The following is a 15,982-nucleotide window of genomic DNA, read 5'->3' on the forward strand; positions in this document are numbered from 1 at the left end:
CGCTCAGGAGGTCGGCAGGGAAGGGGACAGATGCCCGGTAAAGTCCCAGGCCTCGAGCATTTTGGCGTATTCAAACGCGTGGCTTGGATCGCTCTGCAGCCAGTCTTCGAACGCCCGGCGTTCATCCAGGCTGCAATCGGTCTCACGCAGGCGTATGCACCAATGGGCGGCCTGCATCATCAAGTATTCATCTGCTTCGCTGGCAGGACTGTTCATCGCTCTGTCCTTGTTCAAAGTGGCGCTCGTCATGAAGGAGACGTGCGGCACGTAGAAATCACTTGCAATCTAGAGTGTATAACGAGAAAAAAGCGTCAATTGTTTGCGTGAAATCAGTCATTCGTATCGGCGCCCAGGTCTGAGGCAAGGCCGGGATGCTGCTCTATAATCGGCATGTTTCACCTGTGGCAAATGGAATCGACCAGTCAAATGAGGGAGCAATCTTGAGCGCAAAACTGTGCAACAACACCCAGGCCGTCACCTTTGTCAGCAAGTACAAGGCGGCTTGCCAGCCGATCGCCGATCAACTGGACCTGCCGGTGGAAAACATCCTCGGCCTGGCGGCCCAGGAGAGCCAGTACGGCGCCGGACGCATTGCCCGCGAGCTCAACAACTATTTCTCCCTGCATGCCCCGGCGCCCCTGCAGAGCGGTGCCGAGGCGCCCCAGGGCAACGCCAGCATCAAGGTGGCGAAGTTCGACTCTTTCCAGAAATGCGCCCAGTCCTTCGCCTTGCGCTATGGCTCGTCGGTGCGCAGCAAGCGCGACCCGATGGAGTTTGCCCAGGCCCTGGTGCGCAGCGGCTACAACAGCGGCGACGCTGCCACCGGTGGGCGCAACGGTTTCGCCGAGTACCTGGCGAAGATCATCGTCGCGGTCAGAGGGCGCATGGCGTGCTGAGAAAAAATCCCCACTCATGGTTGCTGGGCCTGCCCCTGGCCTGCGCTGCGCTCGTCGCCTGTGCCGGTACCGCCCTGCAGCCGGCCGAGGTCAAGGCCACGGGACTGACCCGCGAGCAGGCCCAGGAAGTGCTGCTGGTGGCCTTGAAGCATCAGGACTATCAACTGGACAAGCCCGGGGTCTTTGTCGATGGGGACCTGCAGGACGACAACGGCCAGCCGCCGCATCCGGGGTACTTCGACTTCAGCCTCGGCTACAACGACCCCAAGGCCGGCGCCACTGAGTACTGGGGGCTGTTCTCGGTGAGCACCGCCACCGGCGATGTCTGGGAGATCAACAGCTGCAAGCGTCTGGACGGCAGTGCGTTGCGGGCCCTGCAGGGGCAGATCATGGCCCGTACCGGCAAGACCCTGGCGGATGAAAACCCTCAGCGCCAGGGACTGGGTTGCGAGGATGAACCATAGTCCTGGCACCTGCGTGTATCAGGCCGCGGCGGTCAGGTGCAGCACTGCAAAATAGGTCGCGGTGCCGATCGCCGCGGTGCTGATCAGCCCCAGGCTGTTGCTCAGGGCAAAGGCTCCCACCAGCAGCAGGGACACCGAGGCTGCCAGGGGCTCGCGGCTCATCTCGCTGAAAGCGATGTACACCGCGAAGTTGATGAACACCGCCACCGGCAGCACCCGCTCCAGGCAACGCTGCAGGCCGGGTTGCATACGGATGCTGACGAACGCCGGAATGATCCGCACCAGGCAACTGGTGGCCAACAGTGCGGCGATGGTGATCCAGGCCGAATCGGTCATAGCTTGGTCCTCGTCAGCAAGGCCGTGCTGATCAGTACACCGGGAATCCAGAAATACAGGGTGCCCAACAACATGATCAGTACCAGGGTCAGCGCCACACAGAGGGTGACCATCGACAAGATGGCCGGGCGGCGCTCGTGCGCAAGGCCCAAGCGGCTGCGCAACTGCGCCAGCGACAGGTACATCAGCACTACGCTGGCGGGGTAGCCCAGGTTGACCTCGCTGCCGATCCACTGCTGGGGCAGCCATTGACCCAGCCATGCCCCCAGAACCCCGGCCAGAGCCCAGGTCAGGAAAATCGTCCCGCGTATCACCAGCACCGTGGCCGGATTGTCCCGTTCGTGCTCGGTGGCGTAGGCCTCGTCCCCGAGCATATGGGCCGCACCGGCCTTCTGCAGGAACCCCCGGGGCAACCGCGGGCTCGAGGTGAAGGCAATGGGCAGGTAACGGCTGTTGATCGAGGCCGAGACCAGCAACAGGGTGAAGAACCCGGCTCCCGACTGGGCCAGTGGCAGGGCGGCGAACTGAGCGCTGCCGGTGAATCCCAGCAGCCCCACCAGCGCCACCTCCAGCAGCGACCAGTCGGCGCGGCCTGCCAGCATTCCGAACAGCATGCTCACCGGGACAATGGCCAACGCGGCCGGGGCCACCCTGCGCAGGGCTCCTGGTGTGTTTTGTGATAATTGCATCTGTTGCTCGACCTGCATAAATTTCCCCCCTCTTTGAATCACCGCTGCGTGAAGCACACACGAACGTCATCTCTCTGAGCCATGTCCCTGGGCTATCTCCCCGATGCGACCTGGTCAAAATCGCCAGAGGCCGAGAGTGCCTGGCCGAGGTCTTGCCCCACTACAGTCTTGGGGCGCCGGAAGGCGTCCAATGCCCTGGGGGACAGGTCATCGAACCAGTGACTGCCATCAGTGGCGCTGTCGGCAGAGACCGCCGGGTTGATCCGGACCCGGGTGGCCAGGAGCCGTTGGCAGGCCAGCAGCGCATGCGCCGGATCATTGCAGAACAGGGTCGCTTCAACGCTGGCAGGACAGTCGTTGGCCAGTTGCACGGCCTCGCCAAGATCAGTCACTCGGCGAATCAGGGCCACCGGCCCCAGGCACTCTTCCTGGGTAATGGCCATGTCGTCGTCGATCTCGGTGAGAATCACCCACGGATGAAACCAGCCGAGCACCGGCGCATCCGGGCATTCATCCGCGCCGGCCACCCGTGTCGCGCCTTTGGCCAGGGCATCGTTCACCAGCCGCATGACCTTTTGCCGCGCCGCTTCGCTGATCAATGGGCCAATGGAGCAGGCCGCCTGGTGCCCCTGACACTGGACGCGGCTGAGCTCGATGAACTGGCGGACGAACTGATCATGGATCGATTCTTCGACAAAGAAGTGCTGGATCGCCAGGCAAGTCTGGCCACTGCGACCGAAGGCGGCGCTTACGCCGCAGGCAGCGGCAAGGTCCAATCGGGCATGCCGGGACACGATCATCGAGCCGCGCCCGGCGCTCTCGATCACACAGGGTTTGAGCAGCTCCGCGCAGGTCACCGCCACCGCGCTGCCGGCGGCGACACTGCCGGTGAAGGCCACGGCGTGGGTGCCGGAGGACTGCAGCAGCCATTGTCCGGTGCGGGCATCTCCGGGGAGGCAGGACACCAGGCCCGCCGGCAGGCCGACAAAGTGCTGCATGAACGCCAGGGTGGACAGGGTGGCGTGTTCCGCAGGTTTGACAATGCAACTGTTGCCCGCGGCCAGTGCCGCCGCCACCGTCCGGCACATCAGCACGATGCCCTGGGCGAAAGGCAGGATGTGCACGCTGACCCCGTAGGGCTCGTAGCGCACCTGGCGCCGCGCCGAGCCCGGCATGCCGGGGGCTGGAGTCGGGCTGCCGGTGTCGGCCAGATCCGCGTAGTAGCGCACGATCGCCGCACAGTGTTTCAGCTCATGGCTGGCCTCAGCCAGGGTCAGCGCCTGTTCGAGGATCATCAGCTGGACAATCTGCCGGTTGAGGGCGCTGGCGGCGTCGATGCTGTCGGCCAACTGATGCAGCAGCAGCTTGCGCTGATCCCCCTCCAGCAGGCGCCACAGATCATGGGCGACGTTGGCTGCGTCCACGGTGAGGCGAATATCGCTCTGGTGGCAGTCGCTGATCTGTCCGACAGGCTCCAGCGTGGCGGGATTCACCGCCAGGCGCGAACCACTGCCGGACGCCGGAAGGAACAGCGGATTGATATAGAACTGCGGGGTCCGGGGTTGAAAACCATGCATTGGAAGGTCCCTTTCCAAGTGTGCCGAGACTGGCAACTGTGTGGATGCCACGTCGCTGAAACCAGGGCGATGCCGGCCCGGGCAAAGACCCGGAGCGGGGCCTCGGTCATTCGTCGGGGGAGTCTAGGAAAGGGGACGGGACAGCGTCTTGTACGATTGTGCGAAGCTTGCCGGGGGCTCAGAAACGGTAGCCGACGTTGACCATCACCGCAGCAGCGCCCAGCACCACCAGTTCGCTGCCCACCGGCCCGTAATGTACGCCCACCGCAGGAATCAGCACCGGCGCCACGCCAAAGTGGTTCAGCGGGATCTTGTCCTTGTAGTCGCCCTTGTAGCCCTGGATCAGGCCGCCGCTGAGCTTGGCGTAGACCGGCCAGTCGGCATGCTCCCAGGCCTTGCCGAGGTAGGCGTAGTACGAGCGTTGAGAGAAGGAGTTGCGAAAGGTGCTCACGCCCCACAATTGGCCGTCGGCGTAGTTGCGCTCCAGGCCGATCAGGTCCTGGTGGTTGTTGTGGTCGGGATCGTTGCTCCAGTGGTTGGTGTAGACGCTGGTCTGCACGTACCAGTAGTCCTGTTGCTCGGCGGCTTGCAGTGTCTGGGTGGCGGCGGCCAGCAGCAGGGCCAGGCCCGCGGCATGGGTTCGAAGCATGGGGTTCATCAGGATTTCCTGCGATCAAGGCAGTCGTGCCCCCTCGCAAATCAAGGGGGGCAAAGGGGGCTGACGCTAACATCCGGCTATTCAGCGAATCAATGATTGAACTGTTGCTTGATCTATATCGGCTTCGATGCGGCGGATCAGGTAGGGGAAGAACGGGTTGGCGGTCAGGCGCATCAGCTCATCCATGGGCACCACCAGCACGCCGCGTTCGCCACGGGCGGCGATGGTGCCCAGGTGCACGCCGAAGTCTTCCCCGGGGTTGGGCTGGGTGCCGTACAAACCGTCGTCCACAGGGAACGGCAAGGCCACGTGGGACAAGGAAAACACCCCCGCCGGATAGGCCAGCTCCAGAGGCCGTCGACGGCTGTCCAGGCTCAGGGCAGGGGTGTTGACCTCGTCCAGGTTCGCGCCGCCGGCGCCTTCATTGGTCAGCACCCGGGTGCTGTAGTTGCGCGGCGGTGCCGGCAGCAGGCTGGCCAGGGAGGTGAGGCTGGCGGGGTCCAGCAAGCCTTCGAAGTCCCGATCCCGGTTGAGGTCGAAAATCACCAGCTCACTGCCATTGGCCGGCAGTTGCCGGTACAGGCCGGTGACCAGGGCAGGAGTACTGACCGTAGCATCGGTCAGTGACTGGAAGCTGAGGATCGGTGGCAACCGGTTCAGGCGCGGGTCACCCACCCTGGCCAGCAGCTGGCTTTGCAGGGCGTCGGTCAGCAGCCACGACTGGCGCGCGCCATTGACCGGAAACGAGTTGTACTTGAACGGGTTGTATTCCGGACGCAGGCTCAGCCAGGCCGCCTTGCTGAAGGCCGGAAACACCGCAGGCCAGCCGGCCAGGCCGGCAAAGCGTGCCGACGGGGCCACGCCGATCATCGGTGAAATCAGCACCAGGCGCTGGGCTTGTGGCAACTGCGGATCGTCGAGGGCGTCCAGGGCGTACTTGACCGCCAGGGCACCGCCGTTGGAGTAACCAACGATATGCAAGGGCGCAGGCGCCGGGACTTCGGCCCGGGCGGTACGCAGGGCCAGGCGGGTGGCGGCCAGCCAGTCCTGCCAATGGGCGTCGGTCAGGCCGGCCGGCACGGTGCCGTGGCCGGGCAGGCGCAGGCCGATGGCCAGGTAACCGTGCTCGACGTAGCGTCGGGCAACGTGGCGCAAGCTGTAGGGCGAGTCGGTCAAACCGTGCAGCAGTACCACCACGCCCCGTGGCGTGCCGGGGGGCCGCAGCAGGTAGGAGCGGTTCCAGTCGGTGGCAAAGCGGGGCGGGTAGACCCGGCTGTCCACGCGATAACGGTTGAAGGGCGGGACCTGGGTCGGGTCCAGGCGGTCGCTGACTTCATGCCGGACTTCGGCAAACAAGCGGTCCTCGGCCTGCAGCCAGGCCGCCCAGTCGGCGCTGTCGATCTGTTCGATGCTCAGTTCATGGGGCACCCGCAGGTGCCAGGGTTGCAATGCCGGACCCCGCTCACTGTCGAAGGCGCGCCAGGCCAGCAGGGTGAATGCGGCAACGCCAAGGATCAGCGCGCCGCGCTTGAGCAGGCGGGACAGGGCAGGGGCGATCACGGGCAGGAACTCGGTTGGGTGGCACCGATGCGATAGACGCAGCGTCGATCGCCAGTAATCAGGTGTTCCACGCGCTGCACTTGGCCCAGGTCGCCAATGGCGGCCTGGAACACCTGTAGTTCGGAGCGGCAGAAGCCCTGGCACTGCTGGGCGGCGACACAGATCGGGCAGTGACTCTCGATCAACAGCCAGCCGTCGCCGTCGGCCTCGACGCTGGCCATGTAGCCGGCAACTTCACGGATGTGCGCCAGGGCCCGGACCCGTTCTTCCAAAGTCGGCAGCGGGGCGCAGACGTCGAGGTACTGCGCCGTGTTGACCCGCTCCATGTCAGTGACGATGCGCTCCACGCCGTCGGCCCCATAGACCGCGCGAATCGAATCGATCAGCTGCAGGGTCAGGTGGGCATGGGTGTCGGGAAAGCGGGCCTGGGCCTGCTCGGTCAACACCCATTTCTGCGACGGTCGCCCGGCGCCCTGGGCCGGCATCATCTGCCCGGCGATCAGCTCGCCGTCCAGCAGCTTTTGTAGCTGCTGGCGGGTGGCTTCCAGGGAAACCTTGAGCAGCGGGGCCAGGTCAGCTGTTTTCAAGGGGCCGCGGGTTTTCAGCAGAAACAGAATCCGCTCGGCGGTGGCTCCGGGGTTCTTCTTCTCGGCAGGGGAGGATATCGAGGACATGCTGGGCCATTAACCAATGCGCAAGTGGGGTATCAAGGGCGTGCAGGACGCGGCAAACCGCGCAAGCATAACAGGCTCCGGCGTCGGCCCCCGGCGATTGTCGCTCCTCGAGCGGCGGATTGGCCAAGGGGGTGAGGCCATGAAAAATTAAATATCCAAGTAATTGCTTGTGTAATACAGTGCGGCTTTATCGAACAACCCGAAGGGAGCAAGGCATGGCTTCGACAAGCGGATGGTCGGCACTGTTACTGGGCAAGAACGGACTGCGCTCGGCAGCCCTGGCCGGTGGCGTGGCACTGCATGCAATCAACGTGTACCTGGTCACCACGCTGTTGCCTTCGGTGGTCAAGGATATCGGCGGCCTGGACTACTACGCCTGGAATACCACCTTGTTCGTGGTGGCCTCGATCATCGGTTCCGTGCTGTCCACCCGAGCCCTGGCGGTACTGGGGCCGAAGATCGCCTATGCCCTGGCCGGCCTGGTGTTCATGCTCGGTTGCGGTCTGTGTGCCCTGGCTCCGGACATGGGCTGGCTGATCTTCGGGCGCAGCGTCCAGGGGCTGGGCGGAGGGCTGCTGTTCGCCTTGCCCTACGCGATGATCCGCCTGGTATTCGACGAGCCGCTATGGCCTCGGGCAATGGCGCTGATCTCCGCCATGTGGGGCGCGGCTACCCTGATCGGCCCCGCAGTGGGCGGTGTCTTCGCCGAACACGGAGCCTGGCGTGCGGCGTTCTGGGTGCTGCTACCCTGCACCTTGCTGTTCATGCTGCTGGCGGTCGCCCTGTTACCGGGTAAAAGCCGCGAAGCGGCGCCCCGTAGTCCCATTCCCGGCCTGCAGCTGGTGTTGCTGACCGCGGTGGTGCTGGCGATCTCCATTGGCAGCATCACGCCTTCACCCGGGTACAACGCCCTGGGACTGGGCGTCGGCCTGGGCCTGTTGCTGCTGGTGGTGGTGCTGGAAAACCGCTCCGGCAAACGTCTCTTGCCCCGCGACAGCCTGAAGTCCGGCAGCCCCTTGCTGGCGCTGTACCTCTCCATGGCGCTGCTGGTGGTGGGCATGACCAGCGAGGTCTTTGTGCCGCTGTTCCTGCAAGTGCTGCACCAGCAAACTCCCTTGCTGGCGGGTTACATCGCTGCACTGATGGCGGCCGGCTGGACCCTGGGGGCGATCTTCAGCTCCGGCCTGAGCCCCCGGGGTGCGTCCCGCGCCATCGCCAGCGGGCCATTCCTGGTGGTGGCCGGTCTGCTCCTGGCCTGCCTGTTCATGCCCGCTACGGCTACGCCAGTCCTGAGTCTGGGGGCGGTGTGCCTGGCCATGTTGCTGGTGGGCACAGGGATCGGCCTGGCGTGGCCCCATCTGTTGTCCCGGGTCCTGGAAAACGCGGCCGATGACCAGAAGGAGCTGGCGGGTGCCTCGATCACCACCGTGCAACTGGTGGCCACGGCCCTGGGCGCGGCGCTGGCGGGGATGATTGTCAACCTGGCCGGCCTCAGTTCCACCGCAGGCGTTGCCGGTGCGGCCCAGGCCGCGGCCTGGCTGTTCGGTCTCTATGCCGGGGTATCGGCCCTGTTGTTTATCAGCATGCGCCAGGTCCGGCGCAGCCATTCCCGGGCCCTGGCCGAGGCTTGAAGCCTGCCTGGATTCATCTATTGGCAAGGACGTACAGATGAACAGCCTCAATACCGTAAGTCATGAACAGGGTTTCATTTTCGATCCGGGCGTCGCCCCCGTATTCGCGCACCTGGACCTCAGGTTGCTGGGGGGACGCGCCATCGGCATTGCCGACAATCAGTTCACCGATCTGCTCAGCGTCCTCGGCGGGCCCGGCTGCGGGGTGCGCAATGGCAACCCCAGGGATTTGCGCCGGGAGAATCTGTGCCAGTTCAGTTATCGCCTGGAGGGTTCGGGGGAGCTCAAGAGCACAACGCCGGCGCTGCGTGAGCTGCCCCAGAGACTGGCCCCCGGCGCCGGCGAAGCGCCGCTGGAGCTAGGCCTGCAACCCTGGCGCCTGGGGCCACACAGCCCCTACGGATTCCTGCCCCTGGGCCAGACCCGCAGGCGGGACAATATCTCCCTGGACTCCATCGACAACCCGGCCACCGTGCTGACCCTGTCCCATTGGCCGGCCAACAAGACCCCCAGTGCCTACAAGGCCAACCTGTCCACCGCCAGCGCGCTGATTTTTCTCCAGCAGGGGCTGAGGGTGGAACAGGCGCAGGTGATCACCAGCGACCATTTCGATCTTGACGGACTGGCCTCGGTCTACGCCTTCCTGGCCCCCGAGCATGCTCTGCGGCACCGTCAATTGCTGATCGATATCGCGCGACTCGGCGACTTCACCCGGGGCACTTCGCCCCAGGCCCTGCATTGCGCCTTTACCCTGCATGCCCTGGCCGCCCGGGTGCGCAGCGACAGCCAGGGTGGCAACGACCGGCAACTCATGGCGCGCTTCGTCGCACTGCTGCCGCAACTGGCCGATGTGCTGGATAACACCCGGCGTTACGCTGAACTGTACCGCCCGGCCATGCAGGACCTGCAGCGCAGCACGGCGCTGGTGGAGCATCCCGCCACACGGATCGAGGAGTACCCGGATATCGATCTGGCGATCTTTCGCCTGGCGCAAGGGGCCTGGCAGGGCGAGGGCGAGTACTTCGGCCTGTCGCCGGTGGCCTTGCACAATCGCAGCCGCTGCGCGGTGCTGGCCATCGTCAACCAGGGCCGCATCGAAATCCGCCAGCGTTATGAAAGCTGGGTCGAACGCAGCAGCGGCATTCCCCGGGCCCGTCGGGACCTGGCAATTTTCGCCCGAGCCCTGCAGGAAACGGAGCGCACTGCTGGGCAGTGGCACTACGACGGGGTGCAGGCAATCATGCCGAGCCTGAGGTTTGTCGCCGACCGGCCCAGCAGCCACTCCAGCGACAAGCTGCTGGCCGAGCTGCGCCAGTTCCTCGACCAGGCTCCGGTGGCCTGGGATGCCAACCTGTAGGAGCCGGCTTGCCGGCGAAGAGGCCTTTGAGGCTTGTGTTGCTCTTGCGGGCGTCCTCGCTGGCAAGCCAGCTCCTACACAAGCCAGCTGCGGGTGGGTTACCAGGTGTCGATGAACCCTTGGGGGCGCTCTGTCCAGGGTGTCGGCCGGGGCGCTGCCTGGAGACCACGAAGCAGCCAGGAGCGGCTGTCCAGGGGATCGATCACGGCGTCGATCTCCAGGTAGCTGGCCATGTTCAGGGCCCGGCCCTGGGCGTAGGCCTTGGCCACCAGTTTGTCGAACAGTGCCTGACGCTCTACGGGCTCGGACTGGGCCGCCAGTTCCTTGGCGAAGCCCAGGCACACCGCACCCTCCAGGCCCATGGCACCGAACTCGGCGCTGGGCCAGGCCACGGTGAACATCGGGTTATGGAAGCTGCCGGCCGCCATGGCCTGAGCCCCCAGGCCATAGCCTTTGCGCAGCACCAGGGTGAAGAACGGCACCGTCAGGCTGGCGGCGCTGACGAACATCCGCGACACATGGCGCACTGTGGCTTGCTGTTCCGATTCGGGCCCGACCATGAACCCCGGGGTGTCGCACAGGGACACCAGGGGCAGGCCGAAGGCTTCGCACAGGCGCATGAAGCGCGCGGCCTTGTCGCCGGCCGCGGCGTCGATGGCGCCCCCCAGCACCGCGGGGTTGTTGGCGATCAGGCCAAAGGCCCGGCCCTCGATCCGGATCAACGCGGTAATCAGCCCCGGAGCGAACTGGCGCCGCAACTCCAGCACGCTGTCACGATCGGCCAGGGTCTGGATCACCCGGCGAATGTCGTAGACCCGCAGGCGGTTTTCCGGGATCAACTGGCGCAGTTCCCGCTGGTCCGCGCATTGCCAATCCCTGAGCGGTCCCTGGAAATAGCCCAGGTATTGCTTGGCCACCGCCACGGCTTCGGCCTCGTCCTTGACCAGAACATCGATCACGCCATTGGGTCCTTGTACCGATGCCGGGCCCACTTGCTCTGGAGTGAAACTGCCCAGGCCACCGCCCTCGATCATCGCCGGGCCGGCCATGCCGATGCTGGCGTTGGCCGTGGCGATGATCAGGTTGCAGCAGCCCAGCAGCGCGGCGTTGCCGGCAAAACAGCGGCCTGAAGCGATGCCCACCGTCGGCACCCAGCCGGAGAGCCGGGCCATGGCGGCAAAGGTATGGCAGTCCAGCCCCGCGACCCCGACAAAGTCGCTGTCACCGGGGCGACCGCCGCCGCCTTCGGCAAACAGCACCACCGGCAGTCGCCACTCCTGGGCCAGGCTCAGCAGGCGGTCGGTTTTCTTGTGGTTCATCACCCCCTGGGTGCCGGCGAACACCGTGTAGTCGTAGGCCAGGGCCAGGCAACGGGCGGACGGGCCGTCAAACAGCTCGGCATTGACCGTGCCGATGCCACCTACCAGACCGTCGGCAGGGCTCAAGGCTTGCAGCTCTTCGAGGCTGCGCCGCCGGCGCTGAGCCGCCAGGGCCATGGCGCCGTATTCCATGAAACTGCCCGGGTCCAGCAGGTCGTCGAGGTTCTCCCGGGCGGTGCGCTGGCCAGTCTTGCGGCGCTTGGCCACCGCTTCCGGACGCTGGGCGTCCTGCAACAGGGCGTGGCGTTGGCGGACCTCGGCCAGATCGGCGCGGATCAACTCCAGGTCAAGCTGCTCTTCGCTGCACAGGCCGCTACCGGCGACTTCGGCCGGCTCCAGGAACAGCAGCGGCTGGCCTTCGCTGACCGCGTCACCGACTTGGGCTATCAGGGCCCGGACGATACCGCTGTGCTGGGCCTTGACCTCGAACTCCATCTTCATCGCTTCCAGCACCGCCACCCGCTGGCCGACCTGCAAGGTGTCGCCCTCGGCCACTTCCAGGGTCACCACAACGCCGGTGCTCGGGGCCTCCAGGGCCAGGGTGCCCGAGGGCGCCTGTACATTGGCGTGGATCTGCCCCGGGGCCAGCGGCTGTTGGGCAAAGAACAGCGAGCGGTGCCCGTCGGGGGCGACTTGGGCCAATGTGGCCCAGTGCTGCTCGACGAAGCCGGTGCTGAGCTGATGCTCGGCCAGCGCCGGATGGCGCAGCAGGTTCTGCAGTAGCCCGAGGTTGTTGGCCACGCCTTCCAGGCGGAACTCGCAGAGCCCGCGATAGGCCCGCCCCAGGGCGCTGGAGTAGTCCGCGCCATGGGCGATGAGTTTGGCCAGCAGCGAGTCGTAGCTGGGGTTGACCGGGTACCCGGCATAGCCGTAGCCATCAACCCGCAACCCGGGACCGCTGGGGGGCTCATAGGCGCTCAAGGTTCCGGCCACCGGGCGGGTGCCGCCGTCGGCCAGTTGCTCCTCCAGATTGATCCGCACCTGCAGCGCAAAACCCTGGGGCGTCGGCGGTCGGGTCAGGCCCAGGCTGTCCAGGGAGGCGCCGGCGGCAAGGTGCAGTTGGGTGTGCAGCAGATCGATACCGGTCACCGCTTCGGTCACCGTGTGCTCCACCTGGATTCGCGGATTGGCCTCCATGAAGTAGAAACGCCCCGGCCGCTGCTGATCGAGGAGGAATTCGAAGGTGCCAATGCCCTGGTAGCGCACCCGACTGGCCAGTTGCAAGGCGGCGTCGATCAGTTGTTGGCGCAGCTCGGCGGGCAGGTCCGGGCTGGGGGCGATCTCCACCAGCTTCTGATGGCGGCGCTGCAGGCTGCAATCGCGCTCCCACAGGTGGCTGACCGCGCCACTGCCGTCACCCAGCACCTGGATCTCGATGTGCCGGGCGCGTTGCAGCAACTGTTCGACATAGAGTGCGCCATTGCCGAACGCCGCCTGGGCTTCGGATTGGCAGCGGGCAAAGGCCTGTTCCAGTTGGTCGATTGCGGTGACTGCACGCATGCCCCGACCACCGCCTCCGGCCAGGGCCTTGAGCATCAGTGCGCCGTGGCGGGTAAAGAAGGCGGCCGCCTGTTCCAGGGTCACCTGATGGTTGATCCCGTCCAGCAGCGGCACCCCGCAGTCCTGGGCCAGGGCCCGGGCCGCGGCCTTGTCGCCGAACAGTTGCAGCACCTCGGGCGTCGGTCCAATGAAGGTCAGGCCGGCCTCCAGACAGTCCCGGGCGAAGTCGGCGTTCTCGGCAAGAAAGCCGTAGCCGGGGTGAATCGCTGCGCAGCCGTGCGCCTGGGCCAGGCTGATCAGTTGCTGCCGATCCAGGTAGGCGGCTACCCCGCGCCCTTTCAGGGGCAGGGCCAGATCGGCCCGGCGCAGGTGCAGGCTGGCAGCGTCGTCCTCGGCGTACACCGCGACGCTGCGAATACCCAGGTCGGCGCAGGCCCGGGCGATACGGATGGCAATCTCGCCGCGATTGGCGATCAACAGACTCTGAAACATGGCAATTCTCACAATGGCAAAGGGCGGCTCAGGCGTTTTCACACAGCCGGTCAGAGCTGTTGTTCCAGCTCGTTCTTCTTGACCTTGCCGGTGGCGGTCATGGGCAGGCTGCTCACCAGGCGGATCTGCGGCACCTTGTAGGCGGCCATCACCTGCTGGCACCACGCGGCCAGGGCCTGCGGGTCCTGGGGGGCGTCCGGCTTGAGCACCACAAAGGCCACCGGCTGCTGGCCTCGACGCTCATCGGCGCGGCCGATCACCGCACTGGCCAGCACCTGGGGATGCTGGCCCAAGAGCGCTTCCAGCTCGCTGGGAAACACGCTCATGCCATTGACCTTGAGCATCTCCTTGCGCCGTCCCAGGTAGCGGATAAAACCCTGTTCGGTGATTTGCCCCAGGTCGCCGGTGTGCAGCCAGCCGTCGCGCAACACCGCTGCGGTTTCCTCCGGTCGTTGCCAGTAACCCTGCAGCAGGGACGGGCTGCGCACGCAGAGTTCGCCTTCGCTGCCCAGGGGCAACAGGGCGCCGCTGACAAAATCGCAGACCTTGAACTCGGTGCCCGGCACCGGCAGGCCGACAAAGGTCGGCGGGCTCTTGAGGTCGAAGTCGTCATGCTGCAGACCGGTGGTGAAGGTGTCGCAGGTGTGGGTTTCGGTCATGCCGAAGCTGAATTCGAACAGCGTGCAGCCGGACAGCTCGCGCCAGCGCCGACGGTAGTCCGGGGTCAGCTTCTTGACGAAGGAGATGCAGCCGGTGGCCCGCAGCGAGCTGAAGTCATAGTCGGTAACGGCGGGGTGCTCCAGCACTTCGGCGGCGCTGTCCACCAGCAAGCCGCAATGGCTGACCCGGTAGTGGTCGATCGCCGCCATGAACGCCAGCGCGTCCCAGCGCGCCAGCAGCACCAGGCGGCAGCCGGCGTAGATGGGAAACAGCAGGCCGGCGTTTTCCCCGGCGATCCAGAACTCCGGGAGGAAGTTGAGCATCACGCTGTCGGGCTTCAGGCCCAGGGCCACGGGCACGAAACTGGCACAGGTGTAGAGCATGTCGCCGTGGGTATGAATGCAGCCCTTGGGCTGGCCCGTGGTGCCGCCGGTGTAGTTCAGGGCGGCGATATCCTCAAGGGCAGGGCGGTGCCCGGGCGTGGCGGCGCGGCAGTTCTCCAGGGCGGGGTAGAAGTCCAGGACCCCGGCATCCAGGCGTTTGGGCGCCAGCAGCAGGTCCGGCACCGGGATGCTCGGAGTCGCCGGGCACAGCTCCGACAGGCTGGTGGCCAGGATCCGGGTCAAGGCGCACGTCGGCGCGACGGCGTGGACCACATCGAGCAACTGATCGAAGCACAGGATCACCCGGGCGCCGCAGTCCTTGAGCTGGTATTCCAGCTCCAGCGTGCGGGCCAGGGGGCTGACCGGGGCGTACACCGCGCCGCACTTGAGGATGCCCCAGAAGCCGATATGCAATTGCGGGCAGTTGGGCATGTACACCGCCACCCGATCGCCAGGGCCGATTCCCAGCTCGCCGAGCAAGGCCGCGCAACGATCGGAGAGCCGATCCAGCTCGCTGTAGCTCAGGCTGTGGCCGTAGAAATCCACGGCCACGGCATCTCCTCGCTGCTGGGCCCAGGTCCGCAGGTACTGGGTGAGCGGTTGCCGGCCGAGGGGATACTGCTCAGTACGCGGTGTTCCCTCGGGCCAGGCGGCTTGCTGCAAGGCGTGAAGATGCTGCTGATAGGCCGCGAGATGCTGATCCGCAAGGTCCATGGTGCCTCCTGATTGTTGTTATGGGCGGGGCCATCTTAGGCGGCCCCCGCGGCGTCACAGAACCGACGGTTATTCATCGAGATTCATGAATGCGCTACATGGTTCGGCCCACCGTGACGGACTGTTAGCCTGCATCGGGTCGAGACTGGGAGGACGCAACCATGAACTCACCGCATGAATGGTCGGGGCTCAGCCGCCTGGACTTGAACCTGTTCCGGGTCTTCGAGGTGGTGTATCAGGAGCGCAACCTGACCCGCGCCGCCTCGGTGCTGCACCTGAGCCAATCGGCCATCAGCCACGCCCTGGCGCGCCTGCGGGGGCAACTGGATGATCCGCTGTTCGTGCGCGAAGGCTACGGCGTGGCGCCTACACCCCTGGCCAAGCAACTGGCGCCGGGCATCCAGGACGCCCTCAGCGGCCTGCGCCGCAGCCTCAACCCGACCCAGGCCTTCGACCCCCAGCGTGACCGCCGGCGCTTCACCCTGAACATGCCGGAGCAACTGGAGCCGGTGATCCTGCCGTTGATCCTGGCCCACCTGAACCGCGTCGCCCCGCACCTGGAGGTACGCAGCACCAGCGTGCATTGGGCCGATCTGAAGCTGGAGATGATTGCCGGACGCATCGACCTGGCGATCGAACTGTCACGCCTGACCGACCCGCAGTTGCAACAGCAATTGCTGCTGCAGGACTCCTTCTGCGTGATGGCCGGCCCCGGCTTCAGCGGCGAGCTGACGGTGGAACGCTACCTGGCGGCCGAACATGTGGCGGTGACCTCCCGGCGCCGGGGCATCTGCGTCGAAGACCTGGCCCTGGGGCACCTGGGGGTGGTGCGGCGAATCCGCCAGCACTGCCAGCATTTCCTCACCGCCGCGCAACTGGTGGCCCAGGGCGACTTCCTCCTGACCCTGACCCGCAACAATGCACAACTGATCAATGCGGGCCTGAACAACCGCATTCTCGACATGCCCCTGACCCTGCCGCAGGTGTGCCTGAACCTGTACTGGAGCAAGCA

Annotated in this window: 14 protein-coding genes; 5 read left to right on the top strand and 9 right to left on the bottom strand. The window is 65.7% G+C overall.

Going from position 1 to position 15,982, the window contains the following annotated elements:
- Positions 1-3: 3 nt before the first annotated feature.
- The gene (locus BLX41_RS31970) at positions 4-216 is read right to left on the bottom strand and encodes a FecR/PupR family sigma factor regulator (protein WP_123728095.1); all 213 of its coding nucleotides are present in this window, start codon (positions 214-216) and stop codon (positions 4-6) included.
- A gap of 224 nt (positions 217-440) precedes the next feature.
- Here BLX41_RS31970 and BLX41_RS31975 point away from each other — a divergent pair, with 224 nt between their 5' ends.
- Both BLX41_RS31975 and BLX41_RS31980 read left to right on the top strand, forming a co-directional pair.
- Positions 441-896 carry a glucosaminidase domain-containing protein gene (locus BLX41_RS31975; protein WP_259745462.1) on the top strand — a complete coding sequence of 152 codons (456 nt, stop codon included), beginning with the start codon at positions 441-443 and terminating at the stop codon, positions 894-896.
- Complete coding sequence (locus BLX41_RS31980) at positions 890-1,360, top strand: hypothetical protein (RefSeq protein WP_123728097.1); 471 nt, start codon at positions 890-892, stop codon at positions 1,358-1,360. The genes BLX41_RS31975 and BLX41_RS31980 overlap by 7 nt, the downstream gene beginning before the upstream one ends.
- Positions 1,361-1,378: 18 nt before the next feature.
- Here the strand turns inward: BLX41_RS31980 and BLX41_RS31985 are convergent, their stop codons facing one another.
- From BLX41_RS31985 to BLX41_RS32010, 6 genes are all read right to left on the bottom strand, one after another.
- Positions 1,379-1,696: a hypothetical protein gene (locus BLX41_RS31985; RefSeq protein ID WP_123728098.1), complete on the bottom strand. Its 318-nt coding sequence runs from the start codon at positions 1,694-1,696 to the stop codon at positions 1,379-1,381.
- Positions 1,693-2,385, bottom strand: a complete 693-nt coding sequence (locus BLX41_RS31990) for an AzlC family ABC transporter permease (RefSeq protein WP_123728134.1) — start codon at positions 2,383-2,385, stop codon at positions 1,693-1,695. The genes BLX41_RS31985 and BLX41_RS31990 overlap by 4 nt, the downstream gene beginning before the upstream one ends.
- Positions 2,386-2,477: 92 nt before the next feature.
- Positions 2,478-3,962 (bottom strand): aldehyde dehydrogenase family protein, encoded by a 1,485-nt coding sequence (locus BLX41_RS31995; protein ID WP_123728099.1) that lies wholly within the window; start codon positions 3,960-3,962, stop codon positions 2,478-2,480.
- A 178-nt stretch (positions 3,963-4,140) separates the two neighbouring features.
- The gene (locus tag BLX41_RS32000) at positions 4,141-4,611 is read right to left on the bottom strand and encodes a sn-glycerol-3-phosphate transporter (protein ID WP_123728135.1); all 471 of its coding nucleotides are present in this window, start codon (positions 4,609-4,611) and stop codon (positions 4,141-4,143) included.
- A 90-nt stretch (positions 4,612-4,701) separates the two neighbouring features.
- Entirely contained in the window at positions 4,702-6,186 is a 1,485-nt protein-coding gene (locus tag BLX41_RS32005) for an alpha/beta hydrolase (protein WP_221179232.1), read from the bottom strand.
- Positions 6,177-6,854, bottom strand: a complete 678-nt coding sequence (locus tag BLX41_RS32010) for a helix-turn-helix transcriptional regulator (protein WP_185073893.1) — start codon at positions 6,852-6,854, stop codon at positions 6,177-6,179. The genes BLX41_RS32005 and BLX41_RS32010 overlap by 10 nt, the downstream gene beginning before the upstream one ends.
- A 215-nt stretch (positions 6,855-7,069) precedes the next feature.
- Between BLX41_RS32010 and BLX41_RS32015 the strand changes: the two genes are divergently transcribed.
- Entirely contained in the window at positions 7,070-8,485 is a 1,416-nt protein-coding gene (locus BLX41_RS32015; RefSeq protein ID WP_123728101.1) for an MFS transporter, read from the top strand.
- Between the two features lie 37 nt (positions 8,486-8,522).
- The gene (locus BLX41_RS32020; RefSeq protein WP_123728102.1) at positions 8,523-9,842 is read left to right on the top strand and encodes a DUF6687 family protein; all 1,320 of its coding nucleotides are present in this window, start codon (positions 8,523-8,525) and stop codon (positions 9,840-9,842) included.
- Between the two features lie 98 nt (positions 9,843-9,940).
- Here BLX41_RS32020 and BLX41_RS32030 read toward each other — a convergent pair whose 3' ends face one another.
- Both BLX41_RS32030 and BLX41_RS32035 read right to left on the bottom strand, forming a co-directional pair.
- Entirely contained in the window at positions 9,941-13,213 is a 3,273-nt protein-coding gene (locus BLX41_RS32030; RefSeq protein WP_123728103.1) for a carboxyl transferase domain-containing protein, read from the bottom strand.
- Positions 13,214-13,263: 50 nt separating this feature from the next.
- A complete protein-coding gene (locus BLX41_RS32035; protein ID WP_123728104.1) occupies positions 13,264-14,970 on the bottom strand; it encodes an AMP-binding protein in 1,707 nt (568 codons plus the stop codon).
- 161 nt (positions 14,971-15,131) lie between these two features.
- Here BLX41_RS32035 and BLX41_RS32040 point away from each other — a divergent pair.
- Positions 15,132-15,982: LysR family transcriptional regulator (locus tag BLX41_RS32040; RefSeq protein WP_148059799.1), on the top strand; the 851-nt coding region annotated here is incomplete at its 3' end.

This window comes from Pseudomonas protegens (assembly GCF_003732485.1).
In the GTDB taxonomy this organism is placed as follows: domain Bacteria; phylum Pseudomonadota; class Gammaproteobacteria; order Pseudomonadales; family Pseudomonadaceae; genus Aquipseudomonas; species Aquipseudomonas protegens_B.

Coding starts and splice junctions, on each gene's coding strand:
- BLX41_RS31970 (WP_123728095.1), bottom strand. CDS start 216: ATGAACAGTCCTGCCAGCGAAGCAGATGAATACTTGATGATGCAGGCC.
- BLX41_RS31985 (WP_123728098.1), bottom strand. CDS start 1,696: ATGACCGATTCGGCCTGGATCACCATCGCCGCACTGTTGGCCACCAGT.
- BLX41_RS31990 (WP_123728134.1), bottom strand. CDS start 2,385: ATGCAATTATCACAAAACACACCAGGAGCCCTGCGCAGGGTGGCCCCG.
- BLX41_RS31995 (WP_123728099.1), bottom strand. CDS start 3,962: ATGCATGGTTTTCAACCCCGGACCCCGCAGTTCTATATCAATCCGCTG.
- BLX41_RS32000 (WP_123728135.1), bottom strand. CDS start 4,611: ATGCTTCGAACCCATGCCGCGGGCCTGGCCCTGCTGCTGGCCGCCGCC.
- BLX41_RS32010 (WP_185073893.1), bottom strand. CDS start 6,854: ATGTCCTCGATATCCTCCCCTGCCGAGAAGAAGAACCCCGGAGCCACC.
- BLX41_RS32015 (WP_123728101.1), top strand. CDS start 7,070: ATGGCTTCGACAAGCGGATGGTCGGCACTGTTACTGGGCAAGAACGGA.
- BLX41_RS32020 (WP_123728102.1), top strand. CDS start 8,523: ATGAACAGCCTCAATACCGTAAGTCATGAACAGGGTTTCATTTTCGAT.
- BLX41_RS32030 (WP_123728103.1), bottom strand. CDS start 13,213: ATGTTTCAGAGTCTGTTGATCGCCAATCGCGGCGAGATTGCCATCCGT.
- BLX41_RS32035 (WP_123728104.1), bottom strand. CDS start 14,970: ATGGACCTTGCGGATCAGCATCTCGCGGCCTATCAGCAGCATCTTCAC.